The organism is Mesorhizobium loti (genome assembly GCF_003148495.1).
In the GTDB taxonomy this organism is placed as follows: Bacteria; Pseudomonadota; Alphaproteobacteria; order Rhizobiales; family Rhizobiaceae; genus Mesorhizobium; species Mesorhizobium loti.
Map to the genome: position 1 here is coordinate 18,689 of NZ_QGGH01000005.1, position 25,018 is coordinate 43,706.

Genomic DNA, 25,018 nt, shown 5'->3' on the forward strand with positions numbered 1-25,018 from the left:
GAATTTCAATGCTTGAAGCATCAGGCCCCGACCGAACAGTCAGAGCCAAGACGTCATGCGTTAGCAACGTCCGTTCAAATTCCGTACCGTTCGGTGCGAATGTTTTCCGCTGCAACGCCGGCATCGATCAGCGCCTGGGCGGCGGCGGAAACGAACGCATTGGAGCCGCAGACAAAGGCGAGACCGGGGGGCTCGGGCAGCCGCGCCATCGCTTGCGCCATCATCGCAACGTCCACCCGCCGCGAATAATCGGCGGGACGGCGTGCGGCCTCGCGCGTCAGCGTCAGCACCAGATCGAAGCCGTCCTGGCGATCATCGAGGGTGATCAGTTCGTCACGAAAGATCACTTCGTCCCAGACCCGGGCTGAAAAGACCAGGACAACGGGCACGCTCGAATTGCGCGCGGCGCGATGGCGAACCATCGACATCAAGGGGACGACGCCCGAACCGCCGCCGACCAGCACAAGCGGGCCATTCCCATCTTCTGGCCAGACGAAATGCCCGCCGAGCGGCCCGCGTAGTTCGATTTCGTCGCCAATTGCCGCGACCTCATGGAAGAAGGGCGAAACCTCGCCGTCGTCGAGTTTTTCAATCGCCAGTTCGATCACGCCGCCACTCTCGGGTGCGGAGGCGATGGAATAGGAGCGGCGCGCCTGATAGCCGTCCGGCGCCGTCAGCCTGACGTCGACATGCTGCCCGGCGCGATAGGCAAAGGGCCGAGACGGCTGGAGAAAGAAGCTGGTGACACGCGGCGTGCGCTTTTCGATGCGGACGATCCTGGCTACCTGCCAAGGCGATTGCACTGCTGCCGCATCGCTCATGGATCGTCCGTGTAGCGCTGCTCGCGCCATGGATCGCCATAGATGTGGTAGCCGCGCAATTCCCAGAAACCGGGTTCATCGCGAGTGGTGAATTGCAGGCCGTTCAGCCATTTGGCCGACTTCCAGAAATAGAGATGTGGAACGAGCAGCCTTGCCGGGCCGCCATGGTCCGGCGTGATCGGCTTGCCTTCGTAAAGCAGCGCCACCAGGGCCTTGCCGGCGGTGAGATCCTTGACCGGCACATTGGTCGTGTAGCCGTCGAACGCGTGCGCCAGCGTGAAGCCGGTCGGCGGCTCCAAACCCGCGTCGGCAAGGATATCGTCGACCAGCACGCCCTGCCACGACGTGTCGAACTTGGTCCATGCGGTCACGCAATGGATGTCGCGCGTCATCTTGGTCTGCGGCAGCGCGTTGAACTCGGCCCAGTTCCATTTCTTGATCGGCCGTGGCCCATGTTTCAGAGTGAATGACCAATCCTGCGTGCCCACGCGCGGCGTGGGACCGGCCGACAGCACTGGAAAGCCCTGTTCGAGATATTGGCCGGGCGGTATGCGCGCATCGTCATCGGTTGGTGGGCGCCGTCCTGAAGAGAAACCCCGGGTGACCATCGCGGCAATCCCCATTGCATCAGACCACTATCGGCCTGATGCAATGTTCTCGAAGATGTCGTGGCGGGCAACCGAAATCTTTGACGGCAGAGGCCGGCGGGGCTCGTCACCGACGAACCCCGCCGGTCCTGCGTTCACGTCAACGCCACGTCTCAGCCATTGGCGAAAGGCACTGCGACATAGATCTGGCCGCCGTCCCGCTCGACCAGCAGAAGCACCGACTTGCGGCCGGACTTCCCGGCCTGGGCGATCGCCTGCGTCACTTGCCTGGCACTCTTCACCGGCACCTGATTGACGGCGACGATGATGTCGCCGGCCTGGATACCGGAAGCCGCGGCAGCCTTGTCGGGATTGACGCTGGCAACCACCGCGCCACGTTGATTGTCGGCGAGATTCATCTGCTCGCGGATGTCGGGGGTGATGTCCATCAGGCCAAGCCCCATCGCTGGAAGGCGCGAGCCTTGCTCGGCGCTTGGCGCGCCGGACCCGTCGTCCGCCGACGCGGTCTTCACATCGTCGGTGTTGCGGCCGACAGCGACGGAAATCTGTACCGCCTTGCCTTTGCGCCAGACGTCCAGCGTCTCCCTGGCGCCGGGCGCGACATCGGCGACCGCCCGCGATAGGTCCTTGGGATCCTTCACGTCCTGCCCGGCAAAGCTGGTGATGACGTCGCCTGTCTGGACACCGGCGCTTGCCGCCGGCGAGCCGTCATTGACCTGCGAAACCAGCGCGCCGCCAGGATGATCGAGGCCGATGGCACCAGCGACATCCGGCGTCACCGGCTGTATCTCGACGCCGAGATAGCCGTACTGGATGGAACCGTCCTTCATCAGCTTGGCGACCACTTTCTGGGCCTGATCCGACGGAATGGCGAAACCCACGCCAACGCTGCCGCCATTGGGCGAATAGATTGCCGCGTTGATGCCGACGACATTGCCGTTTACATCGACCAGCGGACCGCCGGAATTGCCGTGATTGATCGGGGCGTCGATCTGGATGAAATCGTCAAACGGTCCGCTGTGCAGGTCGCGGCCCCGCGCAGAAACGATGCCTGCGGTGACCGTGGTGCCGATGCCGAACGGATTGCCGATCGCCAGCACCTGGTCGCCGGTCATCAACTTGTCGGAGTCACCCCATTTGACCGTCGGCAGGGACTTGCCGGCCTTGATCTTGAGCACGGCGAGATCGTTCTTGGCATCGCGGCCGATGAGCGTCGCGGGAAGTTCGGTGCCGTCGTCGAGCGTCACCTTGATCGAAGAGGCGCCGTCAATGACGTGATTGTTGGTGACGATGGTGCCATCGGAGGCGACGATGAAGCCGGAGCCGAGTGCTTCGGCCCGCTGTGCCTGTTCCTGCGGCGGCGTGCGCGGAGCGGGCATGCCCTGGTCGCCGAAGAACTGGCGGAAATAGTCGTCGAATGGCGAGTTGCCGAGAGGCACGCCGTCGTCCGTGCTTTCCGGCTGTGCCTTCATGACGGTGGTAACCGTCACCACCGCCGGCTTGTCGGCTGCCACGATGGGGGCGAATGAGCCATTGGGCGCAGTGATGCCGGCGACAGGTGTCTGGGTTGTCGGAACGGCGTTGCCCGCGCTTTGGGCGAAAGACATGACGAAAGGGGATATGATCAGCGCAGCGCCCAGCAAGGCCGCGACGCGATGTCTGCGAAGGATATCTGACATGGTCGTTTGTCCGGGCGAGAGTTGATCCGTCGCCGTGGCCGCTCCCATGTCAGGAAAGCCAGCCATCTGGCGTGTCGAGGGTCGCGATTGCCCGTCTCGCCTGGCATGGCAGCCGACCGGATCGACAGCCTGCATCTAGGGCGTAGATTGGCCCGATTTAGGGTTTTCGGGCGACCTTACGAAGATTTAATCTCCGGACGGCAGGTCATAATGTCGTCAGGCGGGGCTTTTCTACCCGCCGGGGCGTCAGATCCCGGCGGTTCGCCCGAGATAGGTCGTGGCAATCGCGCGCATACGCTTGCCGTCGAAGCTCGGTCCGTGTCCGCCATGGCCGATGCGGATCGGCAGGTCGAGCAGGCGCTGCATCGTACTGATATAGGCCGTTCGGTCCGAATCCGGCAGGTCGTCGATCAGCGTGTCGTCGTAGATGGCGTCGCCGCTGAAGAACAGGCCGTCAACCTCGTCGAACAGCGCGATCGAATCCGGGGAATGGCCCGGCAGATGCAGCACACGGAACTGCCGGTCGCCGAGATCGACGATGTCGCCCTCGTCCAGGGTCCGCGTCAATGGAGCGGACGGGATCTTGTAGTCGGCCGCCTTCCAGCCCGGCGCCGGCAGTTTCGAGACGGCGCCGTCGAGATCGTGGAACATGTAGGCATAGGTCACCGCCTCATCCATGCTCTCGAATTGTTCGGCGCTCATCCTTGGCCCGGCCCGCAACGGAAATTCGTGCAGCGAGCCGACATGGTCGAGATGGATGTGGGTGGCGACGACCAGCAGCGGCTTGCCGTCGGATCTCTCGATCTCGGGCGCCAGCGGACAGATGCCCATGCCGGTGTCGACCAGCAAATCGGCGTCGCGGCCGCGCAGATGCCAGATGTTGGCGCGCAGGTACTCATGCACGAACGGCTCGGTCAGCATCGTCGTCTTGTCGTCGACGATGCGCCTGCTGAACCAGTCCGGCATCAGGTGTGAGCCTGGCATCAGACGAAGGGCTTCCCGACCTTGTACTTTTCCGGCACCAGCCGCTTGAGATAGGCCATGCCGGCATCCGACAGCTGATTGACATCGGGCTTCATGAAATCATCCGGCATGTGGCGGGTCTTGCCGGCGACGTTCTTCAGCGGCACTTTCTTCAACACCGTTTTGGTGCCGTCATATTGCAGCGCCACCGAGCCGCCGCCCTGTTCGGCGACAGTGACGGCGAAAGCGCCGGCATCGAAAGCCTCCTGCGCGTCGACCGCGCTAATAGCGCCGATATTGCCGCGCGGCATGTAGCCTAGGGCATCGACGCGGGCTCGCTTGCCCGGCAGCCCTTCTGCCAGCGCACGCTCGAGTGCAGCCGGCAGGTCGCTGCCCGACAGCTTGACGTTGCCATGCTCGTCGCGCTCCAGTTTGTCCGGCGGCACCAGGCTTTCGACCAGCGCCTTGCCGTCGGCGGTGCTGACACCTTCCGACACGGCGACGATGCAGCGCTTGTGGCGATCGAGCGTGGCGCGAACGTCGTCGATGAAGCCGGCGGCCGAGAATGGGCGCTCAGGCACATAGACGAGGTGCGGTCCGCTGTCGGGGTCGAGCTGCCATGCCGCAGCGGCCGCGGTCAGGAAGCCGGCATGCCGGCCCATGACGATGCCGACATAGATGCCGGGCAGCGCGCGAAAATCGAGGTCGACGGACAGGAAAGCGCCGGCGACGAACTCGGCCGCGGAGATGAAGCCCGGCGTGTGGTCGTTTTCCTCGAGATCATTGTCGATGGTCTTCGGCGCATGGACGAAGGCGATCTTGCCGCCGGCGGCGTCGGTCAGGATTTGCTGTGTGCCCGACGTGTCGTTGCCGCCGATGTAGATGAAAGCGTCGGCGCCGGCCTTCTTCAGGCCGTTGAGGATGACATCGCAATAGGCGGCATCCGGCTTGTCGCGCGTCGAGCCAAGGGCCGCACTCGGCGTGCCGGCAATCAGCCGCAGCCGGTCTTCCGGGATGGCGGAGAGATCGACATAGTTGCCGTCACGAATGCCGCGCACGCCGTGAATGGAGCCGAGGACCTTGGCACCGGGATGCCGCTTGCGGATCTCCAGCGTCGCCCCGACCACCGTCTGGTTGATGACGGCGGTTGGACCGCCGCCCTGCGCGATAACAAAAGTTCCGGCCATTCCTGACGTCTCCCGAGCGATGAATTCGCAGGCACATTCGCCTGTCTTTCGCTATCGCGCAACGGAAGAGTGGGACGGGTGACGTGTCAGGCGACGACGACCGGGTTTTTCTTTGAGACGCGGCTGTAGAGATCGATGATGTCCTGGTTGATCAGGCGCACGCAGCCCGACGACATCGCCTGGCCGATGCTCCACCATTCGGGCGAGCCGTGGATGCGATAGCCAGTGTCCTTGCCGTCCTGGTAAATGTAGAGGGCGCGCGCGCCGAGCGGGTTGGTCAGGCCACCGGGCTGGCCGGCCTGCCATTTCACCAGTTCCGGCTTGCGCGCGATCATTTCGGGCGGCGGCGTCCAGGTCGGCCATTCCCTGCCGTACTGGATGTTGGCGCGGCCGGACCAGCGAAAACCGTCCTTGCCGATACCGACGCCGTAGCGGATGGCATCGCCGCCCGGCTGCACGAGATAGAGCATGCGCTCCTGCAGATGGACGACGATGGTGCCGGGTGCCTCGCCTGTCGTGTCGACGACGATCTGGCGGCGGAACTCCGACTTGACCTTGAGATATGGCACTTCCGGCACGTTGAAGCCGCCATCCGTCATCGCGGCATACATCACGCCGGGGCTGGTGATGTTCTTGTCGACGCTGATGCTCGGCCGGATCGGTCGCACGGAACCGGTGACCGTATCGTCGAGTTCGAGTGCGGGCAGGCCGCCGCCCGAGGTCGAGCAACCGGCGGCGCTGAGCAGCGCGAGCGCCCCTGCCCCTGACAGGATGGCACGACGGGAAAGATGATGATCGGTTTCGATTGCGTCGCCGTTTCGCGGCGGCGTCAGACCTTGCGGCAACTCACGCATATACCCAAACCCTACACTGTCGGCGGGAAGCACGGTCCGGCCGGATAGCGGGCATTTTCATCATTCATGGTTGATAAAGCGTGAAGACTTTGCGCAGCCTGCGTATGCGCATTGCCCGGCGGGCGCTCGACCTTCCTGCCTGAGCATTGACTGGGAGCTGCTGCACAAAAAGACCTCGGACGGGTCATAATCCCGGCACTGGTGTTTCCTACCCCTCAAGCGATCAGCGAGGGGCCTCCATGTGCAAAACGTTAAAAACCGACATCAAGCTTTTTGCCGCTGCCATTGTCGCGGCAGCAACCGTACTCGGTGCCAATGTCAGCCTGGCCGATATCGTGAGCACGCTGAGCGGCGCGAACTGACACCGATCTGCCGTTGGCGCAGTTAGGGGAAATCGCCTCTTTACATTCTCCCGGGCCTAAGGATTTATCCTCTTCTTTGAGCTCAAAGGAGACGAGCATGTCCTTCGAAAACTGGGCCGCCTTCGCCGCTGCGTCGACGATCCTTCTCATCATTCCGGGCCCGACCATCCTGCTGGTCGTGTCGTACGCGCTGGGCCAGGGCTGGCGCACCGCTCTGCCGATGGCGGTCGGCGTGGCGCTGGGCGACTTCACCGCGATGACCTTGTCGATGCTGGGCATCGGCGCGCTGCTGGCGGCTTCGGCGACGGTCTTCACCATTCTAAAGCTGATCGGCGCCGGCTATCTGATCTATCTCGGCGTGAAACTGTTTCGCGCCGGCGGTGCGCTGAAGGCCGAACCACGCACCGATGCGGTGTCGTCGGCCAAGATGATGGCGCATGCCTGGCTGGTCACCGCGCTCAATCCGAAAAGCATCACCTTCTTCGTCGCCTTCCTGCCGCAGTTCCTCGACCGGCACGCCGATTTCTGGACGCAGATGCTGATCTTCGAGACGACCTTCCTGGCGCTCGCCTTCGCCAATGCCTTCGGCTACGCGCTGATCGCGACACGCGCCCGCAACGTGGTGCGCAATCCCAAGGCAATCCGCATCTTCAACCGCACCGGCGGCACGCTGCTGGTCGGCGCCGGCATCGCCACGGTGGCGATGCGTTCCAGCAACTAGGCTCTCTTTTTGGCATGACCCCGAAACTGTTTTTCGGGGTCACGATCGGCCTTACCATTTAACGCTGAAGCCGAGATTGCCTTCGAGGATACGGCGTTTGTCGCCGCCGAGATTGGTGGTGTAGTCGCCGGTGGCGAAGATGCTGACCTTGTCCGTCACCTTGGCGATCACGCCGCCGCCGAATTCGAACGAGGTCGATTTGCCCTCGGTCGAGATATCGGTGGTGTCGAAATTGACATGGCTGGTACCGCCGAAATCGTGCCAGATGTTGGCCTTGAGGTAGGGCTGCAGCGCCATGCCGTTGATCGTTGTCTCGCCTTGCAGCCGTGCGCCCAGCCGGCCGGTGACGCTGCCGTCGGAATCGAAGGAAACCGAAGCAAAGCGGTCCGAGGTATCGTCGAGCGACAGATGCTGCCAGACCAGTTGCGCCTGCGGCTCGAGCGTCCAGCCTTGTCCTAGCGCTATGGGATAACCGCCTTCCAACGAAGCTGTGACGCCGGTGCCGCCGACATCGATGCCGATGTCACGCGACGATGTCGCATTTCCCCCGAAGAAGGTGGCCATCAAGACGCCGTCCAGATACCAACCGCCTTGGCCGATGCGGGTCCAGTAGCCGCCGACACTGGTGCCGTCGAGATCGATACCGCCGACGGATAGATTGTCCTGTCCCAGCGCCTGGCCGCGCACATCACCATTCATGCTGGCATAGGCGATGAACAGGCCGGCGCGATCGACCGAACCGGAGCTGGTTTCTCGGCCGAACAGATCGAAGCCGCCCTGGAAGCCGAACAGAGTGCCGTCGAAAGACGGCGACACCGTTCCCGACCAGGCCATCTTGGTGTCCTGACCGAAAATGCGGCCCCAGACCGGCGACAGCTCCGTGTTCGACAACAGGCTCTGCTCGCCGCGCCGTTCGTGGAAGGTACCGAGCGTGGTCATCGCCAGAAGTTCGGCGACCGGCGGCAAGGCCGAATAGACCGGAACCTCGATGCGATAGAGCAGGATTTCCTCTCCCGCGGCCGGTGTCGGCAGGTCGGGCGCCGCCGTCGGTACCACCGGTGGCGGAGGTGGCGGATCCGCGGCCGCTGCCTCGGGCGGCGGCGGTGGCGGTTCGGGCTCCGGATCGCTGGCCTGTACCGGCGGCGTCGGATCGACGGGCGGGTTGTTGATGTCGCCTTCGGTCGGCACCGGCACCGGCGGCAGCTCGGATGGCGGTGGTGGCGGCGCGGTCTCCGGCGCCACCGGTTCCGGCAGCGGGGTGGGTTCGAGCGCCGGTGGAGCCGCTGCCGGTGTCGCCGGCGTGATCAGTGTAGAGCGCAGGTACCAGTTCTCATCGCTGCCGGCGCTGACGCCGCCCTTGAACAGATAATATTCGAAGGCGCCGGCGGCGACCGGTGCGTCGAGCGCAAAGGTGGAGGCGCCGGAGGTGGCGCCGTTGACCGCCTGGACGACCATGATGCCGTCCTGCGTGGTCGCCGCACCGGCGCCGCCGAGATTGACCACGGTGATGCCGGTCGAACCGGAAGCCGTTCCGCCCGACAGGACCAGCCGGTCGGATGCGGAACTGTCGTCACCAAGCTCGGTCTGGATGAGCAGCAGGCCACCCAGGCCGGTATAATTGCCTGATATCATCAGCCGATCTGTCGCGCCGGTGCTGCCGTTGGTCAGGTCGATGCGCCCGGCATTGGTGACCTGCACCAACTGGCCGGCCGTGAAGGCCTGGATCGCCGCGTTGAAGCCGCCGCTGAACAGCGTGCTGGCGGCATCGACACTGAGCGATCCGGTGCCGGTGCCGCTGTCGCCGAGCACCAGATTGCCGTCCAGCGTCAACTCGGTGTCGTTGGTGGCGTTGATGGTTTCCCAGTTCTGGACTCTGGCGATCCCGTCCAGATCGACGTTGTCGAAAGTCAGCGTGTCGGTACCGAGACCGCCGTTTATTGCATCCGTGCCACCGAGATTGGCGTTGGTGAGGTTGCTGAGCTTGGCGGTGTCGTTGTCGCCGCCGAGATCGACAGCGCCATAGATGATGCCGCCGCCGTTCCAGACGAAGTTGTCGGCGCCAAAGCTCATCAGGATATCGCCGCCGACCGTGCCGCCGGTGACCGTCACGCTGTCATTGCCGCCGCTGACGCTGATGTTGCCGCCGATGGTGCCGCCCGACAGGATGATCGTGTCCTCATCGAAGCCGGTGACGAGGTTGCGGTCGATGGTCCCGCCGGACATGTTGAAATAGTTCTTGTCGAGCTTCATGTTGACGCGGCCGATGCGACCGCCGGTCATCACGGCGCGGTCGCCATCGTCGAAGAAATCGACGATGCGGCCGCCGGTCATGGTGAAGGTGTCGAGGCCATCGCCCTGGTTGAGCGAACCGATTTGGCCGCCGCTCATGTTGAAATCGTCGATGCCTGCGCCCTGCTGGACATTGCCGGCGACAGTGCCGGCGCCAATGGTAAAGAAATCCGTGCCGCCGCCCTGATCGACGGTGCCTGTGATGGTGCCGGACTGCATGTCGATGCGGTCCGTGCCGACGCCAAAGGTGACGTTGCCTGATATCTGCCCGGTGCCGCCGGCGGGAAAATTCAGCGTGTTGTCGCCGTCGGCATCGGCGAGGCTGCCGCCCGATGAGCCGCTATCGCAGGTGTAAACGGTGTTCCCGGCGGATGGGCCCAGCACGCATGCGGCAAACGCAGCGGAATTGGGCAGCAACGCAAAGGCTGTAGTTGAGAGGACGCTAATAAGCCATGGATATAGCTGGCGCGGCCTTCGCCGTAGCAAAGCAACTGCTCCTTCCGCATCCTCCGAACGACTGTTCTGAGGCCCGTTCTTCAGATGCCGCATCGCGTCCCTCTCGATTCGCGATTTCAAGCCCCCCGCCCGGCGCCGCAATGAAGACACAATTCGTTCGATTTTACAAAGCCTAATCTACCCCGCATGGTTGCTAAACTGCAAAGACTACTGAAATGGTCTGGCGCAGTGCGCGGTTGGCGTGTCCGTGGCCCATGCTTTAGGATCGCCTTGGGCCGAAGGATCGATGGCCTGTCACGGATCGATGAAAGGACATCGCATGGCAATCAGGGACGCATTCGGCCTGATACTTTCGGGCGCGACGGAGGCGGGATTCACGCCCTACAGCCAGGCGGTGCGTGAACTGCAGTGCTTCATCGGCGATCCCGTAGCCTCCATCGACAGCGCCATCGCGGAAGATCCCGGCTTCGTCATGGCGCATGTCTTCAAGGGCTATCTCTTCGGCCTCGCCACCGAGCGGGAGGCGACGGCGGTGGCCAAGGCTTGCCATGAAGCGGCACTGCCGCTAGCCGCGACCACGCGCGAGCAGGCGCATGTCACAGCCCTTGGTCACCTCGCCAACGGGCGTTGGCATCAAGCCAGCCGCATTCTTGAAGATATCACCATCGAGACCCCGCGCGACGGGCTGGCGCTGCAGGTCGGCCACCAGATCGATTTCTTCACCGGCAATGCCCGCATGCTGCGCGACCGTATCGCGCGCGCCCTGCCAGCCTGGCAAAGCGGCATGCCCGGCTACCACGCCATGCTCGGCATGCAGGCGTTCGGGCTGGAGGAAATGGGTGACTATGTCAGGGCCGAACAGCTCGGCCGCTCGGCGGTCGACATCGAGCCGCGCGACGGCTGGGCTCAGCATGCCGTCGCCCATGTCATGGAAATGCAGAGCCGGCAAAGGGATGGCATCGCCTGGATGCGCGCCAACCCGGAAGCGTGGACAAGGGAGAGCTTCCTGCAGGTCCACAATTGGTGGCACCTCGCGCTGTTCCATTATGATCTCGGCGAAACGGATGAGGTGCTGGCGCTCTATGATGGCCCCATCTACAGCGTGCAATCGACGATGGCGCTCAACATGGTCGATGCCTCGGCAATCCTGTGGCGGCTCCACCTCGGCGGTTTCGATGTCGGCGACCGCTGGGGAGCGCTCGCCGCCAACTGGCGCAAGGCCGGCGCCGGCCTTTATGCCTTCAACGATGCCCACGCCATGATGGCCTTTGTCGGTGCAGGGCTCGATGCGCCAGCCCTCGCCTTGCTCGAGACGCAGCGCGAAGCCATGCGCGGCAACGACGACAATGCGGCTTTCACAAGAGATGTCGGCCATCCGCTGACGCTCGCCATCAAGGCGTTCGGTGAAGGCAGCTACGCCGAGACCGTGCGTCTGATCCGGCCGATCCGGTCGATCGCCCATCGTTTCGGCGGCAGCCACGCCCAGCGCGACGTCATCGACCTGACACTGATCGAGGCGGCCCTGCGCGCCGGTGAGGGTGCGCTGGCCAGGGCGCTCACGGCAGAACGTTCGATGGCGCGACCCGACAGTCCGCTGTCAGCGCTGTTTTCGCGACGCGCCGCCGATTTGTCAGAGAATTGACCCGAAGCGGATCTTGTTTTAAAAACTGGCCAAGCCAGATTTTTTCGAGACCCGAAAAAATTAATGGCATGGGAGGAAATCATGTATCTCGGCCTCGATCTCGGGACATCGGGCGTCAAGGCGCTGCTGATCGATGCCGGGCAAACCGTCATCGGCTCCGGCCATGCGTCGCTCGATGTTTCACGCCTGCATCCGGGTTGGTCGGAACAGAATCCCGACGACTGGATCCGGGCCTGTGAGGAGGCGGTTGCCGACCTCAAAGCCAGGCATCCCGGGGAATTCGCCGCGGTCAAGGGTATTGGCTTGTCCGGCCACATGCATGGCGCAACGCTGCTCGATGCCGCCGACAAGGTGCTGCGGCCCTGCATTCTATGGAACGACACGCGCAGCCATGCCGAGGCTGCCGTCCTCGATGCCGACCCGCGCTTCCGCGCGCTGACCGGCAACATCGTCTTTCCCGGCTTCACCGCGCCGAAGCTTGCCTGGGTGAAGAACAACGAGCCCGCTGTCTTCGCCAAGGTCGCAAAAGTGCTGTTGCCCAAGGATTTCCTGCGGCTCTGGCTCAGCGGCGAACACATTTCGGAAATGTCGGATTCTGCCGGTACGTCCTGGCTCGATGTCGGCAAGCGGCACTGGAGTACGGACCTGCTCGCGGCGACATCGCTCGACGAGAATCAGATGCCGTCGCTGGTCGAGGGTACGGAGAAGGCAGGCGCGCTGCGTGCCGAACTGGCATCTAAATGGGGCATCCAGGCCGGCATTCCGATCGCCGGCGGTGCGGGCGACAATGCGGCCTCGGCCTGCGGCATGGGCACGGTCGGCGCCGGCCATGCCTTCGTCTCGCTCGGCACGTCGGGCGTGCTGTTTGCCGCCAATGCTTCCTACCTGCCCAACCCGGCAAGTGCCGTGCATACCTTCTGTCACGCGCTTCCTAACACCTGGCACCAGATGGGTGTGATCCTGTCGGCAACCGATTCGCTCAACTGGCTGTCCGAAATCACCGGGAAGAGCGCCGGCGAATTGACCGCCGAACTCAGCGACACATTGAAGGCGCCAAGCGGCGTGTCCTTCCTGCCTTATCTCTCGGGTGAGCGCACACCCTACAATGATTCCGCCATTCGCGGCGCGTTCACCGGGCTGGCGCATGAATCGAGCCGTGCCGTGCTGACGCAGGCCGTGCTGGAGGGTGTCGCCTTTGCCTTCCGCGACAGCCTCGAAGCCCTAGCCAAAGCCGGCACGACTTTGACGCGGGTAACGGCGATCGGCGGCGGTTCGCGCTCGCGCTACTGGCTGAAGGCAATTGCCACCGCGCTTCAACTGCCTGTCGACATTCCCGCCGACGGCGACTTCGGCGCCGCCTTTGGTGCCGCACGGCTCGGCCTGATCGCGGCTACGGGTGCCAATCCGCTTGAAATCTGTACGGCACCGAGGACCGATGCCACGATCGAACCGGACGCGGCGCTTGGCGGCGTCTATGCCGATGCCTATCAGCGCTACCGGGCGCTCTATCCGGCAATCAAGGTCGCCACGGCGTGAGCAATTTCTCGCCCACGCCGCGGCTTGCCAGCTCACTGCGCCGGCACCTTGTCGAGGAAGCCGGTGACGCTCTTCAGGCGGCCGTTCTCGATGACGCCGATGTCGGTACCTTCAATGACGGAAGGAATGCCTTCTGGACCAAGGTTCCACGAGAAGCGGATCTTGTCGGCAAAACCGTCCGGCGTGCCCTTCAGCGAAAACCGGAAGCCGGCAAAGCGCTGCTGCACGCCGTCGATCAGGGCCGCGACACCCGCGTGGCCATCGCCCTGCATGAGCGGATCGCGATAGCTGACGTCTTCGGTGAAGGTCGCCTTGAGCAAGTCGGCCCGGAGCTCGGCATCGCTTTCGTTCCAGGCAGTGATGTAGTTCTGGGCGATCTTGTTGAGGTCGGTCATGGTCTGTCTCCTTTGCTGGACGGTTTTGACACGAGCCTTTTCGACCAGCGGAAGAACGAAACCAATTACGCCTGAGGTAATCAGAGCGAATTACCTGAGGTAATCAGGGCGAATTATTCGAAAGAGGAAAAAGACCATGAGCAGCGGATTTTTCGGCGACATCCAGAAGATCAAATATGAGGGGCCGGATTCGACCAATCCGCTGGCCTACCGGTTCTACAATCCCGATGAGGTCGTCGCCGGCAAGCGGCTGGAAGATCATCTGCGTTTCGCCGTCGCCTACTGGCATTCCTTCGCCTGGCCGGGCGGCGATCCGTTCGGCGGCCAGACCTTCGACCGTCCCTGGTTTCCCAAGGCAGGCGGCGTCGACACGATGGAACTGGCCAAGCTCAAGGCCGATGTCGCCTTCGAGATGTTTTCGCTGCTCGGCGCGCCCTATTTCTGCTTCCACGACGCCGATGTGCGGCCGGAGGGCAAGGATTTTTCCGAAAGTGCGGCCCGCCTCGACGAGATATCAGACTATTTCGCCGGAAAAATGAAGCAGACCGGCGTCAAGCTTTTGTGGGGCACGGCCAACCTGTTCTCCAATCGCCGCTTCATGTCAGGTGCGGCCACCAATCCCGATCCGGATGTCTTTGCCTACGCAGCGGCGACTGTAAAAAGCTGTATCGACGTCACCAAGCGGCTGAAGGGTGAGAACTACGTGCTGTGGGGCGGGCGCGAGGGCTATGAGACGCTGCTCAACACCGACCTTGCCCGCGAGCAGGAACAGGCCGGCCGTTTCCTCAGCATGGTCGTCGACTACAAGCACAAGATCGGTTTCAAGGGCACGATCCTGATCGAGCCGAAGCCGCAGGAGCCGACCAAGCACCAATACGATTACGATGTCGCCACCGTTTACGGCTTCCTCAAGCGCTTCGGGCTCGAGAAGGAGGTCAAGGTCAACATCGAGCAGGGCCATGCCATCCTGGCCGGCCATTCCTTCGAGCACGAGCTGGCGCTGGCCAATGCGCTCGGCATTTTCGGTTCGATTGACATGAACCGCAACGACTACCAGTCGGGATGGGACACCGACCAGTTCCCCAACAACGTGCCGGAAATGGCGCTGGCCTACTACCAGGTCCTGCAGGCCGGTGGCTTCAAGACCGGCGGCACCAATTTCGACGCCAAGCTGCGCCGTCAGTCGCTCGATCCGCAAGACCTGCTGATCGGCCATATCGGCGGCATGGACTCTTGCGCACGCGGTCTGAAAGCCGCGGCTCGCATGATCGAGGACAAGGCGCTGTCCGCACCGCTGGCCGAACGTTATGCCGGCTGGAACACGGCCGAGGGCAAGGCGATGCTTTCCGGCAAACGCACGCTGGAAGACATCGCCGAGCGCGTCGTCAAGAAGAAGATCGAGCCGCAGCCAAGGTCCGGCCGCCAGGAACTGCTGGAAAACATCGTGAACCGGTACGTGTGAAGCCCGATCTCTGGACCGACATCCGCCACCTCTGGCTGAAAGCCGCCGCCATCACCATCTGCTAGTCAGCGCATTTCGCGCACGCCGCCGAAGATCGCACGGATCTTTGGCGGCCTGCACGCGATCAAGGTGCCGCGCCGCCGAAAGGCGACACGGCCGCCTTTACTTTTATGCATGTCGTCGTCCCAAAACCGCTGTGCACTTTTGGGCGACATGCATGGCAGGAGACGGAAAATGGCAGAGGATCGAATCATCGTGCGCCCGGCGCAGGCAAGCGATATCCCGGCTTTGAAGCGGGTCCTGCCGGAAACATTCGAAGGCACCTGGCTGCCGAATGTCACCGAGGCAGCGGCGCAGCGCTATATCGAGACGGATATAGGCGGGCGTTATGTCGACCGGAGCTGGCCTGAATTTGCCGTTGCCGAGATCGATGGCGCGGTCGCCGGCCTGATCCATTGGCGCGCGGACTTCATCGAAGCCCTGCACGTCATGGCGTCCCGTCAAGGGCAAGGTGTCGGCCGCAAATTGCTTTCCCATGCCGAACAGGCGATCGGCGCGACCGGGTCGACGCAGGTGCGGTTGGAAACCGACACGTTCAACCTGCCCGCACAAGCACTCTACAAGGCGGTCGGCTATGTCGAGAAAAACCGCTATCCGGATGACGAATGGGACAGTGGCTTCACCACGGTGCTGTTCGAGAAGCGGCTTTGAGCAATTCCAGGAAAAGTGTGTGACGGTTTTCCCGGGAAAAGCGTACAGCGCTTTCCCTTGGGAATTGCGTAAACCAACAATAGATTTCTCCTTGACCTGCGCTGCCCAGACGCAGGAACAGCTTTGCGCAAGGCCGGGTCCGTCGACACGGTTTTGCCCTTTGCCGCCCTTCAATGACCTCGCTCTTGCCTTCAAACTGCCGTCACGTATCTCGTATAAGACTGGCTCGTGGCGGGAGAGGAAGAAGGAGGCGAACCGATATGCAGAACGAACGTGAAATCGACGCCCTGCTCTCACCTGGCGAGACCGGATCGATCATCGACCGGCTGATGGCGATGCCGAGGAAAACCGACGACGCCAAGATTTCGAACGAATGGGATCGCGCCGTTGCCAGCCGCTTCGAGACCCATCTTGCCAGACAGATGCGCTCGCAGATCGATGGCGACCATCAGAACGCGGCCTGATTTTTCTTTTGAACTAGCCCCTCCGAAGCCTGACCGGCGCTTCGCCGAAAGCCCTTGAAAACGCTCTCGAAAACGCCGCGGCGGACGAAAATCCGGTCCGCCCGGCAATATCGGCCATGGCAACCCTTGTATCGACCACCAGCCGGCGCGCGGCGCCGAGGCGCAGCCTGAGATAATAGGCGCCCGGCGTCTCGCCGATCGACTTGCGAAAGATGCTCTCCAATGTCCGCGCCGTTACGCCGGCGCGCTTTGCCACCGCCTCTATGGTCAGCGGCTGGTCGACATGCGATTCCATCAGCCGGATGGCTTGCGCAAGGCGCGGGTCGTAACCGTCGAGCCGGCCGAGCGAGACCAGCGGCTGCGCATCGGTCGCCGCACGCGCCTGATCATAAATGAACGAACTTGCCACATCCAGCGCCACGGCCATGCCGAGCCGGGTGCGAATCAGATGCAACATCAGGTCCAAAGTTGGCGAGGCGCCGCCCGTGGTGAAGACCGGCCCGTCGATGATGTATCGATCGGGGCGCACGTCGACGCCCGGGAAGGCGGAGGAAAAATCCTCCATATCCTCCCAATGGGTGGTGGCGCTGCGTCCTTCCAGCAAGCCGGCGCGTGCCACCAGCCATGTGCCGGCTTCGACACCGCCGCAGGCGCGCGCCGTTCGCGCCGCGCGGCGCAGGCCTGACAGCAGGGCCGATGTGGCATAGTTCTGAGTGCCGAAACCGGCGACGACGACAAGCACATCGGTTGGTTCAGCCGCATCGAACCGGCCACTGACCGCCACCGGCAGGCCGCATGTTGTGACCGGCGCCTCGCCCGTCACCGAGACCAGTTTGAAGTCGAACAGGGTTTCGCCGGCGATGCGGTTGGCGGCGCGCAGCGGATCGACTGCGCATGCCACGCACATTATGGACGCCCCGGAAAACACCAGCAGCGTCACCTTAAGCGGTGAGTGCTCGGCACGAAAGATTGTCGATTTTTCGCTTTTTGTCATACCACCTTCGTAAAACGCAAAACAGTTTCCGACAAGTCAGGCATTGTCGCCGTCTGTCTGGATTGGGAGGAGAGTTCCATGCCGCTTGCCATGAACCGCGAGGTTTTCATTACCTGTGCCGTGACCGGGTCCGGCGGCTCGCAGGACCGCAGCCCGCATGTGCCACGCTCGCCCAAGCAGATCGCCGATTCGGCGATCGACGCGGCCAAGGCGGGTGCGGCGATCGTGCATTGCCATGTGCGTGATCCCGAGACCGGCAAGCCCAGGCGCGACGTGCATCTCTACCGCGAAGTGACCGAGCGCATTCGCGAGGCCAATGTCGATGTGGTGCTGAACCTGACCGCCGGCATGGGCGGCGACATGGTGTTCGGATCGCCGGAAGCGCCGCTGCCGCTCAACGAAAAAGGCACCGACATGGGCGGCGCCACCAACCGCATGGAACATGTGCGCCAGTGCCTGCCGGAAATCTGCACGCTCGATTGCGGCACCATGAATTTCGCCGAGGCCGACTATGTCATGACCAACACGCCCGGCATGCTGCGCGCCATGGGCGGCATGATGACGGCGCTCGGCGTCAAGCCGGAGATCGAGGCTTTCGACACCGGCCATCTGTGGTTCGCCAAGCAACTGGTTGAGGAAAAGGTGCTCAACCCCGACGCGCTGGTGCAGCTCTGCATGGGCGTGCCGTGGGGGGCGCCTGACGACCTCAACACCTTCATGGCCATGGTCAACAACGTGCCATCGACCTGGAACTGGTCGGCCTTCGCCATCGGCCGCAACCAGATGGCCTATGCCGCTGCGGCGGTGCTAGCCGGCGGCAACGTCCGCGTCGGGCTTGAGGACAATCTGTGGCTCGACAAGGGCGTGCTGGCGACCAACGCGCAATTGGTCGAGCGTGCCGCCAGCATCGTCACCAATCTGGGCGCCAGGATCATCGGCCCGGAGGAAGTGCGCAAGAAGCTGAACCTGACCAAGCGGGCGCCGATAGCGGCATAAATTATTCGCTGGGAGGGTCGGCATGACTACCGTAAAATTCACGGCGATGAAGGATGGCGACCGGGACGACTACGAGTTCCTGACCGCGCATGAAATCGACTATGCCGCCAGGACCGGCGAGCGGCTGCTCGATGCGCTGGTGCAACTCGATGAGGGCCTGTCGGGTTACAAGATCACCCGGCTCGGCCATTCGCTGCAGGCCGCGACGCGCGCCTGGCGTGACGGCGCCGACACCGACTGGATCGCCTGTGCGCTGCTGCACGACATCGGCGACATCTACGCGCCTTACAATCACGACGAATATGCCGCTTCGATCCTGAAACCCTTCGTGCGCGAGCAATGCACCTGGGTCGTGGAAAAGCATGGCGACTTCCAGCGGCTCTATTATGCTCACCATCTGGGCGGCAACCGCCATGCCCGCGACCGCTTCGCCGGCCACGCCTATTTCGACGATTGCGACCAGTTTTGCGAGCGCTGGGACCAGTCGAGCTTCGACCCCGACTACGACACGCTGCCGATCGAGTTCTTCCGGCCCTTCGTGCTCGAAGTCTTTGCCCGCAAGGCCTACGACGCGTCCGTGATCCGCGCCGGAGAGCGCGTGCCTCTCATCGATCCCGCAACAGCCAAGACAAGAACCGGAGCCACAGCATGAGCATCATCAACAAGGCGGCCGCCATCGGTGGCGGTGTCATCGGCGCCGGCTGGGTGGCGCGGCTGCTGCTCAACGGCATCGACGTGTCGATCTTCGATCCGGATCCCGAGGCCTCGCGCAAGGTCGGCGAAGTGATGAAGGGCGCCCGCCGTGCCTACAAGCAGATGGTGCCCGGCGGCTTGCCCAGGGAAGGCAAGCTGACCTTCGCCAAGACCATCGCCGAGGCGGTCGCCGATGCCGATTTCATCCAGGAGAGCGTGCCGGAGCGGCTCGACCTCAAGCACCGCGTGCTGGCCGAGATCGACGCCCATGCGCCGGCCAATGCGATTGTCGGCTCCTCGACCTCCGGCATCAAGCCGACCGACATGCAGGTGGCGATGAAGAAGCATCCGGAGCGGCTGGTCGTCGGCCATCCGTTCAACCCGGTCTATCTTCTGCCGCTGGTCGAGATCGTCGGCGGCGAGCAGACCTTTCCCGAGGCGATCGAAGTCGCCAGGGAGATGTACGCCTCGATCGGCATGAAGCCGGTCGTCATCCGCAAGGAGATCGAGGCCTTCGTCGGTGACCGGCTGCTCGAAGCGGCGTGGCGCGAGGCGCTGTGGCTGATCAAAGACGGCATCTGCACGGTCGAGGAACTCGACGACATCATGCGCTATGGCTTCGGCCTGCGCTGGGCGCAGATGGGTATGTTCCAGGTCTATCGCGTCGCCGGCGGCGAGGCCGGCATGCGCCATTTCATGGCGCAGTTCGGCCCGTGCCTGAAATGGCCATGGACCAAGCTGATGGACGTGCCGGAGTTCAACGATGAGCTGGTCGACCTGATCGCCACGCAGTCGGACGATCAGGCGCATGGTCTGTCGATCCGCGAGCTGGAAAAGATCCGCGACGACAATCTGGTCGCCATCATGGATGCGCTGTCGAAGCAGAACAAAGGCAAGGGCTGGGGCGCCGGCGCGTTGCACAAGGACTATACCAAGCAGCTCGCCAAGCTCGCGGCGAAGAAACCGACGGCCTCCAAGGCGGCCGAGAAAGCCAAGGCCTTGAAGCCGGTGAAGAAAGCCGAAAAGCCGAAGAAAAAGACCGGCAAGAAGAAAGGCTGAGACCATGGATTTCGGGCTGTCGGAGGAACAGAGGCTCATCGTCGAGACGACGCGTGCGTTCGTCGAGAACGAGCTTTACCCGCATGAGCGCGAGGTCGAGCGCACCGGCGTGCTGCGCCGCGACCTGATCGAGGAGATCAAGGCCAAGGCGATCGAGGCCGGGCTCTATGCCGCCAACATGCCGGCCGATGTCGGCGGTGCCGGCCTGGATACGGTGACCTGGCTGCTCTACGAAAAGGAACTCGGCCGCGCCAATTATGCGCTGCACTGGACCTGCGTGGCGCGCCCCTCCAACATCCTGCTCGCCGGTACGCCGGAGCAGCGCGAGAAATACCTGTTCCCCTGCATCCGTGGCGAGAAATGGGACTGCCTGGCGATGACCGAGCCGGGCGCCGGCTCCGACCTGCGCGGCATGAAGGCGACCGCCGTGCAGGATGGCGACGACTGGGTGCTGAACGGCACCAAGCATTTTATCTCCCACGCCGACCTCGCCGACTTCGCCATCGTTTTCATGGCCTCGGGCGAGGAAGAGTCTGCGCGTGGAAAACGCAAGAAGATCACCGCCTTCTTCGTCGACAAGGGCACCAAAGGCTTCACCGTCCGCGACGGCTACCGCAATGTCTCGCATCGCGGCTACACCAACGCCATCCTTGAATTCGACGATTGCCGGCTTCCCGCCGCCCAAGTGTTGGGCGAAGTCCACAAGGGTTTCGACGTCGCCAATTCCTGGCTCGGCGCCACCCGGCTGCAGGTCGGCGCCACCTGCCTCGGCCGTGCCGAGCGAGCGCTTGGCCATGCCGTCGAATATGCCGCGCAGCGCCAGCAGTTCGGCCAGCAGATCGGCAAGTTCCAGGGAGTGTCGTTCAAGCTTGCCGACATGGCGACCGAACTGAAGGCCGCCGACCTGATGGTGTTCGAAGCCGGCTGGAAGTACGATCAGGGCACCGTCACCGATCAGGACATGGCCATGGCCAAGCTGAAGGCCACTGAAATGCTCGCTTTTGTCGCCGATGAGGCAATCCAGGTCCATGGCGGCATGGGGCTGATGGACGACCTGCCGCTGGAGCGCATCTGGCGCGACGCGCGCGTCGAGCGCATCTGGGAAGGCACGTCCGAGATCCAGCGCCACATTATTTCAAGGGCGCTGCTGCGTCCGTTCGGGGCATAACATATGCATAAACTTGAGCGTCTCCTGCGGCCGAAATCGATTGCCGTCTTCGGCGGGGCGCAGGCTGCAGCGGTCGTCGCGCAATCGATCAAGATGGGCTTTGCCGGCGAGATCTGGCCGGTGCATCCGACCAAGGACGAGGTCGCCGGCCGCAAGGCCTATCGTTCGGTCGCTGACCTGCCTGGCGCGCCGGACGCTGCCTTTGTCGGCGTCAACCGGCATTTGACCATCGAGGTGATCAAGGCGCTGGCCGAGCGCGGCGCCGGCGGCGCCGTCTGCTTTGCCGCCGGCTTCCTCGAGACCGAGGCCTATGACGACGATGGCGAGCGGCTGCAGGCCGAGCTGGTCGCAGCAGCCGGCTCAATGCCGATCATCGGGCCGAATTGCTATGGCCTGATCAATTATGCCGACGGCGCGCTTCTGTGGCCCGACCAGCATGGCGGCATAAGACTGGCCGAGGGCGGCAAGGGCGTCGCCATCATCACCCAGTCCTCCAACATCGCCATCAACATGACCATGCAGAAGCGCGGCCTGCCGATCGCCTTTCTGATGACAGCCGGCAACCAGGCGCAGACCGGCCTGTCCGAAATGGCGCTCGGCCTGATCGAGGACGAGCGGGTCACATCGCTCGGTCTGCACATCGAGGCCTTCGATTCGGTAGCCGGCTTCGAACGGTTGGCGGCACGAGCCCGCGAGCTTAAGAAGCCGATCATCGCCATGAAGGTCGGCCGCTCGGAACAGGCCAGACAGGCGACCGTCTCGCACACCGCCTCGCTGGCCGGCTCGGACGCGGCCTCGGGCGCGTTCTTGAGGCGGCTTGGCATTGCGCGCGTCGATTCCATCCCCGCCTTCATCGAGGCGCTGAAGCTGCTGCACATCACCGGACCTTTGCCCGGCTATAGGCTGTCGTCGATGAGCTGCTCCGGCGGCGAGGCCTCGGTCATGGCCGACAGTGCCGAAGGCCGCTGGGTCAATTTCCCTGATCTGACCGGCACGCACCGTGCTCATGTCAAATCGACGCTTGGGCCGCTGGTCGCGGTAGCCAATCCGCTCGACTACCACACCTTCATCTGGAACAACGAGCCGGCGATGACCGCCACCTTCACCGCCATGGTGTCGGGCGGCTTCGACCTCAACATGCTGGTGCTCGACTTCCCGCGACCCGACCGCTGCTCGGACACCGACTGGTGGGCGACGCTGCGCGCCTTTGAATCGGCGCTGAAGACCAACAGGGCGCAAGGCGCGATCGTCTCCTCGCTGCCGGAGAACCTGCCTGAGGAATACACGGCCGGGCTGATGGCGCGCGGCATGGTGCCGTTGTTCGGCATTTCCGAAGCGATGGATGCAGCCGGGGCGGCAGCCTTCATCGGCTGGGCTTGGGCTGAACCGCAGGCGCAGCCGATCGACACGTCGGCCGCCGGTGCGCCTGGCGGTGACCACGTCACCCCTGATGAGGCCGAGGCGAAATCCCGCCTCATTGAGGCCGGCCTGCCGGTGCCCAAAGGCGAACGCGCCGCCAATGCCGTCGAGGCGGTGATCTCGTCGATGGCGCTCGGCTTCCCGGTGGCGCTGAAGGCGCTCGGCGTCACCCACAAATCCGAGGTTGGCGCTGTCAGGCTCAACCTCAGGGATGCCGAATCCGTCAGCACGGCGGCGCATGACCTGTTGCCGCTCGGCACCGGCCTCTATGTCGAACGCATGGTGCGCGACGGCGTCGCTGAACTGATCGTCGGCTTCACCCGCGACCCGATGTTCGGCGCGGTGATGACCTTGGGCACTGGCGGCGTGCTGGTCGAACTGCTGCGCGACAGCGTCACGCTGATGCTGCCGGCAACGCGCGACGATATCGAGGCAGCGTTGCGCGGCCTGAAACTGTTCCCGCTGCTCGAAGGCTATCGCGGCCGGCCGAAAGCCGATGTTGCCGCTGCCATCGATGCCATCTCGGGCATTGCCGCTTTCGTGCAGAAGAATGCCGGAGAGATCGAGGAGCTCGACATCAACCCGCTGATCGTCTGCAGCGAAGGCAAGGGCGCCTGGATCGCCGACGCACTGCTGGTGCTGGGAGACAAGAAGAATGTCTGACGTCATTTCGACCCGCCGCGAAGGCACCATCCTCGAGGTCACGCTCGACCGGCCAAAGGCCAACGCCATCGACCTGAAAACCTCGCGGCTGATGGGCGAGACCTTCAAGGCGTTCCGCGACGATCCGGAGTTGCGTGTCGCCATCGTCAAGACCGCCGGCGACAAGTTCTTCTGCGCCGGCTGGGATTTGAAGGCGGCTGCAGACGGTGATGCGGTCGATGGCGACTATGGCGTCGGCGGTTTTGCCGGGCTGCAGGAACTGCGCGACCTCAACAAGCCGGTCATCGCCTGCGTCAACGGCATGGCGGTTGGCGGCGGCTTCGAACTGGCGCTGTCCTGCGACCTGATCTACGCCTCGGACCATTCCTCCTTCGCGCTGCCCGAAATCCGCGCCGGCACGCTGGCCGACGCGGCGACGATCAAACTGCCGAAGCGCATCCCCTACCATGTCGCCATGGACCTGCTGCTCACCGGCCGCTGGATGGATGTCGCCGAGGCGCATCGCTGGGGCCTTGTCAACGAAGTGCTGCCCAAGGAAAAGCTCGAGGAGCGCGTCTGGGAAATCGCCCGGCTGCTGGCCGGCGGCCCGCCGCTGGTGTTTGCCGCGATCAAGGAGACGGCGCGCGTCGCCGAAGCGCTGACTTTCCAGGACGCGATGAACAAGGTGACCCGTCGCCAGTTGGCGACGGTCGATGCGCTTTATGGCTCCGAGGACGGCATGGAAGGTTTTCGCGCCTTTGCCGAAAAGCGCGATCCGGTGTGGAAGGGGAAATGAGCGGCAGACCAGCGCCCATGACCGACTACAAAATCCTCATCGACGCCGAAACCTGGGCCTTCATCGAGCGGACCAACTCCTATTATCCACCCGACACGATCGACTACACGATCGCGCAGCAGCGCGAGATCTACGATCGCATGTGCCGCGAGTTCTTTGCCGGCTACCCCGAGGGCGTTGCGGTCGAAACCTCCGCCATTGCAACGCCCACGCACGACATCCCGATCCGAACCTACCGAAGCGCGCGCCAGGTAGCCGTGACGGTGCTGTATTTCCATGGCGGTGGCTACATCCTCGGCGGCTTGGACAGCCACGACGATGTCTGTGCAGAGCTGTGCGCCAGCACCGGCTATGAGGTGGTCTCGGTCGACTACCGGTTGGCGCCGGAGCACCTGCATCCGGCCGCCTTCGACGATGTGATGAGCGCCTTCGAATGGGCCGCGGCCAACCGCCCGCACCCTATCGTGCTTTGTGGCGACAGCGCCGGCGGCAATCTGGCCGCTGCCGTCAGCCACGCGACACGCGGCTGGGCCAAAAGGCCGATCGGCCAGGTGCTGATCTATCCCGGCCTGGGCGGCGATCGGTCGAAGGGATCCTACGTGATCCACGCCGAAGCGCCGATGCTAACCATGCGCGATCTCGAATTCTACAAGCATATCCGTACCGGCGGGCAGGACCGCAGCGGCGACGCGACGCTGGCCCCGCTCGCCGACACCGACTTCGCCAACTTGCCGCCGACAGTACTGATCACCGCGCAATGCGATCCGCTGTCGTCGGATGGCGAGGCCTATCGCGACCGCATCATCGCGGCAGGTGGCCGCGCCACCTGGTTCGAGGAACCGGGATTGGTGCACGGCTATCTCAGGGCCCGGCACACGGTCGGCCGAGCCCGCGTAAGCTTCACCCGGATCACTGAGGCGGTAGTCGCCCTTGGGCAGGGCGCCTGGCGCTGGTGAGCGATTTTCCCATCCTGTGAGTGAGACGACTACGCAGACATGATCGGATGCGGCCGGCGTAATGCAGGCGCAATGCTGGCGGTGCAGACCACCATGGGTTCGACCGACAGCAGGAAATCGCAGACATGATAAGGTTCGGAAGCGC

At 63.6% G+C, this 25,018-nt stretch carries 23 protein-coding genes; 14 read left to right on the forward strand and 9 right to left on the reverse strand.

What is annotated here, in order from left to right:
* Nucleotides 1-74 precede the first annotated feature (74 nt).
* From C8D77_RS19805 to C8D77_RS19830, 6 genes are all read right to left on the reverse strand, one after another.
* A complete protein-coding gene (locus tag C8D77_RS19805; RefSeq protein WP_109666864.1) occupies nucleotides 75-821 on the reverse strand; it encodes an FAD-binding oxidoreductase in 747 nt (248 codons plus the stop codon).
* Complete coding sequence (locus C8D77_RS19810; RefSeq protein WP_109667695.1) at nucleotides 818-1,429, reverse strand: sulfite oxidase-like oxidoreductase; 612 nt, start codon at nucleotides 1,427-1,429, stop codon at nucleotides 818-820. The genes C8D77_RS19805 and C8D77_RS19810 overlap by 4 nt, the downstream gene beginning before the upstream one ends.
* A 152-nt stretch (nucleotides 1,430-1,581) precedes the next feature.
* On the reverse strand, nucleotides 1,582-3,108 hold the full coding sequence (locus C8D77_RS19815; protein WP_109667698.1) for a DegQ family serine endoprotease: 1,527 nt from the start codon (nucleotides 3,106-3,108) through the stop codon (nucleotides 1,582-1,584).
* A 246-nt stretch (nucleotides 3,109-3,354) separates the two neighbouring features.
* Nucleotides 3,355-4,074 carry an MBL fold metallo-hydrolase gene (locus tag C8D77_RS19820; protein ID WP_109667701.1) on the reverse strand — a complete coding sequence of 240 codons (720 nt, stop codon included), beginning with the start codon at nucleotides 4,072-4,074 and terminating at the stop codon, nucleotides 3,355-3,357.
* Nucleotides 4,075-4,091: 17 nt separating this feature from the next.
* Nucleotides 4,092-5,258, reverse strand: a complete 1,167-nt coding sequence (locus C8D77_RS19825) for a diphosphate--fructose-6-phosphate 1-phosphotransferase (protein WP_109666866.1) — start codon at nucleotides 5,256-5,258, stop codon at nucleotides 4,092-4,094.
* Between the two features lie 86 nt (nucleotides 5,259-5,344).
* Nucleotides 5,345-6,112 (reverse strand): L,D-transpeptidase, encoded by a 768-nt coding sequence (locus C8D77_RS19830; protein WP_109666868.1) that lies wholly within the window; start codon nucleotides 6,110-6,112, stop codon nucleotides 5,345-5,347.
* Nucleotides 6,113-6,351: 239 nt separating this feature from the next.
* On the opposite strand from C8D77_RS19830, the gene C8D77_RS38820 reads away from it, so the two are divergent.
* Both C8D77_RS38820 and C8D77_RS19840 read left to right on the forward strand, forming a co-directional pair.
* The gene (locus C8D77_RS38820; RefSeq protein ID WP_013528283.1) at nucleotides 6,352-6,474 is read left to right on the forward strand and encodes a hypothetical protein; all 123 of its coding nucleotides are present in this window, start codon (nucleotides 6,352-6,354) and stop codon (nucleotides 6,472-6,474) included.
* A gap of 97 nt (nucleotides 6,475-6,571) precedes the next feature.
* Nucleotides 6,572-7,195, forward strand: a complete 624-nt coding sequence (locus tag C8D77_RS19840) for a LysE family translocator (RefSeq protein WP_109666870.1) — start codon at nucleotides 6,572-6,574, stop codon at nucleotides 7,193-7,195.
* Nucleotides 7,196-7,246: 51 nt separating this feature from the next.
* On the opposite strand, the gene C8D77_RS19845 is transcribed toward C8D77_RS19840, so the two are convergent.
* The gene (locus tag C8D77_RS19845; RefSeq protein ID WP_109666871.1) at nucleotides 7,247-10,033 is read right to left on the reverse strand and encodes an autotransporter family protein; all 2,787 of its coding nucleotides are present in this window, start codon (nucleotides 10,031-10,033) and stop codon (nucleotides 7,247-7,249) included.
* 226 nt (nucleotides 10,034-10,259) lie between these two features.
* Here C8D77_RS19845 and C8D77_RS19850 point away from each other — a divergent pair, with 226 nt between their 5' ends.
* Together C8D77_RS19850 and xylB are read left to right on the forward strand one after the other, a co-directional pair.
* Nucleotides 10,260-11,582, forward strand: a complete 1,323-nt coding sequence (locus C8D77_RS19850) for a tetratricopeptide repeat protein (RefSeq protein WP_109666873.1) — start codon at nucleotides 10,260-10,262, stop codon at nucleotides 11,580-11,582.
* Nucleotides 11,583-11,663: 81 nt separating this feature from the next.
* On the forward strand, nucleotides 11,664-13,118 hold the full coding sequence (gene xylB / locus C8D77_RS19855; protein WP_109667704.1) for a xylulokinase: 1,455 nt from the start codon (nucleotides 11,664-11,666) through the stop codon (nucleotides 13,116-13,118).
* A gap of 32 nt (nucleotides 13,119-13,150) precedes the next feature.
* On the opposite strand, the gene C8D77_RS19860 is transcribed toward xylB, so the two are convergent.
* On the reverse strand, nucleotides 13,151-13,513 hold the full coding sequence (locus tag C8D77_RS19860; protein ID WP_109666875.1) for a nuclear transport factor 2 family protein: 363 nt from the start codon (nucleotides 13,511-13,513) through the stop codon (nucleotides 13,151-13,153).
* A gap of 136 nt (nucleotides 13,514-13,649) precedes the next feature.
* Between C8D77_RS19860 and xylA the strand changes: the two genes are divergently transcribed.
* From xylA to C8D77_RS19875, 3 genes are all read left to right on the forward strand, one after another.
* A complete protein-coding gene (gene xylA, locus C8D77_RS19865; RefSeq protein ID WP_109666877.1) occupies nucleotides 13,650-14,975 on the forward strand; it encodes a xylose isomerase in 1,326 nt (441 codons plus the stop codon).
* Nucleotides 14,976-15,209: 234 nt separating this feature from the next.
* Entirely contained in the window at nucleotides 15,210-15,686 is a 477-nt protein-coding gene (locus C8D77_RS19870; protein WP_109666879.1) for a GNAT family N-acetyltransferase, read from the forward strand.
* 260 nt (nucleotides 15,687-15,946) lie between these two features.
* The gene (locus C8D77_RS19875; RefSeq protein ID WP_109666881.1) at nucleotides 15,947-16,150 is read left to right on the forward strand and encodes a hypothetical protein; all 204 of its coding nucleotides are present in this window, start codon (nucleotides 15,947-15,949) and stop codon (nucleotides 16,148-16,150) included.
* A 13-nt stretch (nucleotides 16,151-16,163) separates the two neighbouring features.
* On the opposite strand, the gene C8D77_RS19880 is transcribed toward C8D77_RS19875, so the two are convergent.
* Entirely contained in the window at nucleotides 16,164-17,144 is a 981-nt protein-coding gene (locus tag C8D77_RS19880; RefSeq protein ID WP_109666883.1) for a GlxA family transcriptional regulator, read from the reverse strand.
* A gap of 78 nt (nucleotides 17,145-17,222) precedes the next feature.
* On the opposite strand from C8D77_RS19880, the gene bcoG reads away from it, so the two are divergent.
* Genes bcoG through C8D77_RS19915 form a run of 7 tightly spaced genes read left to right on the forward strand, consistent with a single transcriptional unit; the run spans nucleotide 17,223 to nucleotide 24,873 of the window.
* Nucleotides 17,223-18,140, forward strand: coding sequence for a 3-dehydrocarnitine:acetyl-CoA trimethylamine transferase BcoG (gene bcoG, locus C8D77_RS19885; protein ID WP_023775990.1), 918 nt, complete (start codon nucleotides 17,223-17,225; stop codon nucleotides 18,138-18,140).
* A 22-nt stretch (nucleotides 18,141-18,162) separates the two neighbouring features.
* Complete coding sequence (locus C8D77_RS19890) at nucleotides 18,163-18,792, forward strand: HD domain-containing protein (RefSeq protein WP_109666885.1); 630 nt, start codon at nucleotides 18,163-18,165, stop codon at nucleotides 18,790-18,792.
* Entirely contained in the window at nucleotides 18,789-19,892 is a 1,104-nt protein-coding gene (locus tag C8D77_RS19895) for a carnitine 3-dehydrogenase (RefSeq protein WP_109666887.1), read from the forward strand. Before C8D77_RS19890 ends, C8D77_RS19895 begins: the two co-directional genes overlap by 4 nt.
* 4 nt (nucleotides 19,893-19,896) lie before the next feature.
* Complete coding sequence (locus C8D77_RS19900; protein ID WP_109666889.1) at nucleotides 19,897-21,060, forward strand: acyl-CoA dehydrogenase family protein; 1,164 nt, start codon at nucleotides 19,897-19,899, stop codon at nucleotides 21,058-21,060.
* Between the two features lie 3 nt (nucleotides 21,061-21,063).
* Nucleotides 21,064-23,142, forward strand: a complete 2,079-nt coding sequence (locus C8D77_RS19905) for an acetate--CoA ligase family protein (RefSeq protein WP_109666891.1) — start codon at nucleotides 21,064-21,066, stop codon at nucleotides 23,140-23,142.
* The gene (locus C8D77_RS19910; RefSeq protein WP_109666893.1) at nucleotides 23,135-23,917 is read left to right on the forward strand and encodes a carnitinyl-CoA dehydratase; all 783 of its coding nucleotides are present in this window, start codon (nucleotides 23,135-23,137) and stop codon (nucleotides 23,915-23,917) included. Before C8D77_RS19905 ends, C8D77_RS19910 begins: the two co-directional genes overlap by 8 nt.
* Before the next feature lie 17 nt (nucleotides 23,918-23,934).
* Nucleotides 23,935-24,873, forward strand: a complete 939-nt coding sequence (locus tag C8D77_RS19915; RefSeq protein WP_109666895.1) for an alpha/beta hydrolase — start codon at nucleotides 23,935-23,937, stop codon at nucleotides 24,871-24,873.
* Nucleotides 24,874-25,018: the final 145 nt, after the last annotated feature.

Bases quoted from the DNA above. Each gene is read 5' to 3' on its own strand.
- C8D77_RS19880 (WP_109666883.1), bottom strand. From the start codon at position 17,144: ATGACAAAAAGCGAAAAATCGACAATCTTTCGTGCCGAGCACTCACCG.
- xylB (WP_109667704.1), top strand. From the start codon at position 11,664: ATGTATCTCGGCCTCGATCTCGGGACATCGGGCGTCAAGGCGCTGCTG.
- C8D77_RS19910 (WP_109666893.1), top strand. From the start codon at position 23,135: ATGTCTGACGTCATTTCGACCCGCCGCGAAGGCACCATCCTCGAGGTC.
- C8D77_RS19860 (WP_109666875.1), bottom strand. From the start codon at position 13,513: ATGACCGACCTCAACAAGATCGCCCAGAACTACATCACTGCCTGGAAC.
- C8D77_RS19915 (WP_109666895.1), top strand. From the start codon at position 23,935: ATGACCGACTACAAAATCCTCATCGACGCCGAAACCTGGGCCTTCATC.
- C8D77_RS19875 (WP_109666881.1), top strand. From the start codon at position 15,947: ATGCAGAACGAACGTGAAATCGACGCCCTGCTCTCACCTGGCGAGACC.
- C8D77_RS19810 (WP_109667695.1), bottom strand. From the start codon at position 1,429: ATGGTCACCCGGGGTTTCTCTTCAGGACGGCGCCCACCAACCGATGAC.
- C8D77_RS38820 (WP_013528283.1), top strand. From the start codon at position 6,352: ATGTGCAAAACGTTAAAAACCGACATCAAGCTTTTTGCCGCTGCCATT.
- C8D77_RS19890 (WP_109666885.1), top strand. From the start codon at position 18,163: ATGACTACCGTAAAATTCACGGCGATGAAGGATGGCGACCGGGACGAC.
- C8D77_RS19815 (WP_109667698.1), bottom strand. From the start codon at position 3,108: ATGTCAGATATCCTTCGCAGACATCGCGTCGCGGCCTTGCTGGGCGCT.
- C8D77_RS19850 (WP_109666873.1), top strand. From the start codon at position 10,260: ATGGCAATCAGGGACGCATTCGGCCTGATACTTTCGGGCGCGACGGAG.
- C8D77_RS19805 (WP_109666864.1), bottom strand. From the start codon at position 821: ATGAGCGATGCGGCAGCAGTGCAATCGCCTTGGCAGGTAGCCAGGATC.
- xylA (WP_109666877.1), top strand. From the start codon at position 13,650: ATGAGCAGCGGATTTTTCGGCGACATCCAGAAGATCAAATATGAGGGG.
- C8D77_RS19895 (WP_109666887.1), top strand. From the start codon at position 18,789: ATGAGCATCATCAACAAGGCGGCCGCCATCGGTGGCGGTGTCATCGGC.
- C8D77_RS19870 (WP_109666879.1), top strand. From the start codon at position 15,210: ATGGCAGAGGATCGAATCATCGTGCGCCCGGCGCAGGCAAGCGATATC.
- C8D77_RS19845 (WP_109666871.1), bottom strand. From the start codon at position 10,033: ATGCGGCATCTGAAGAACGGGCCTCAGAACAGTCGTTCGGAGGATGCG.
- C8D77_RS19825 (WP_109666866.1), bottom strand. From the start codon at position 5,258: ATGGCCGGAACTTTTGTTATCGCGCAGGGCGGCGGTCCAACCGCCGTC.
- C8D77_RS19905 (WP_109666891.1), top strand. From the start codon at position 21,064: ATGCATAAACTTGAGCGTCTCCTGCGGCCGAAATCGATTGCCGTCTTC.
- C8D77_RS19840 (WP_109666870.1), top strand. From the start codon at position 6,572: ATGTCCTTCGAAAACTGGGCCGCCTTCGCCGCTGCGTCGACGATCCTT.
- C8D77_RS19820 (WP_109667701.1), bottom strand. From the start codon at position 4,074: ATGCCGGACTGGTTCAGCAGGCGCATCGTCGACGACAAGACGACGATG.
- C8D77_RS19900 (WP_109666889.1), top strand. From the start codon at position 19,897: ATGGATTTCGGGCTGTCGGAGGAACAGAGGCTCATCGTCGAGACGACG.
- bcoG (WP_023775990.1), top strand. From the start codon at position 17,223: ATGCCGCTTGCCATGAACCGCGAGGTTTTCATTACCTGTGCCGTGACC.
- C8D77_RS19830 (WP_109666868.1), bottom strand. From the start codon at position 6,112: ATGCGTGAGTTGCCGCAAGGTCTGACGCCGCCGCGAAACGGCGACGCA.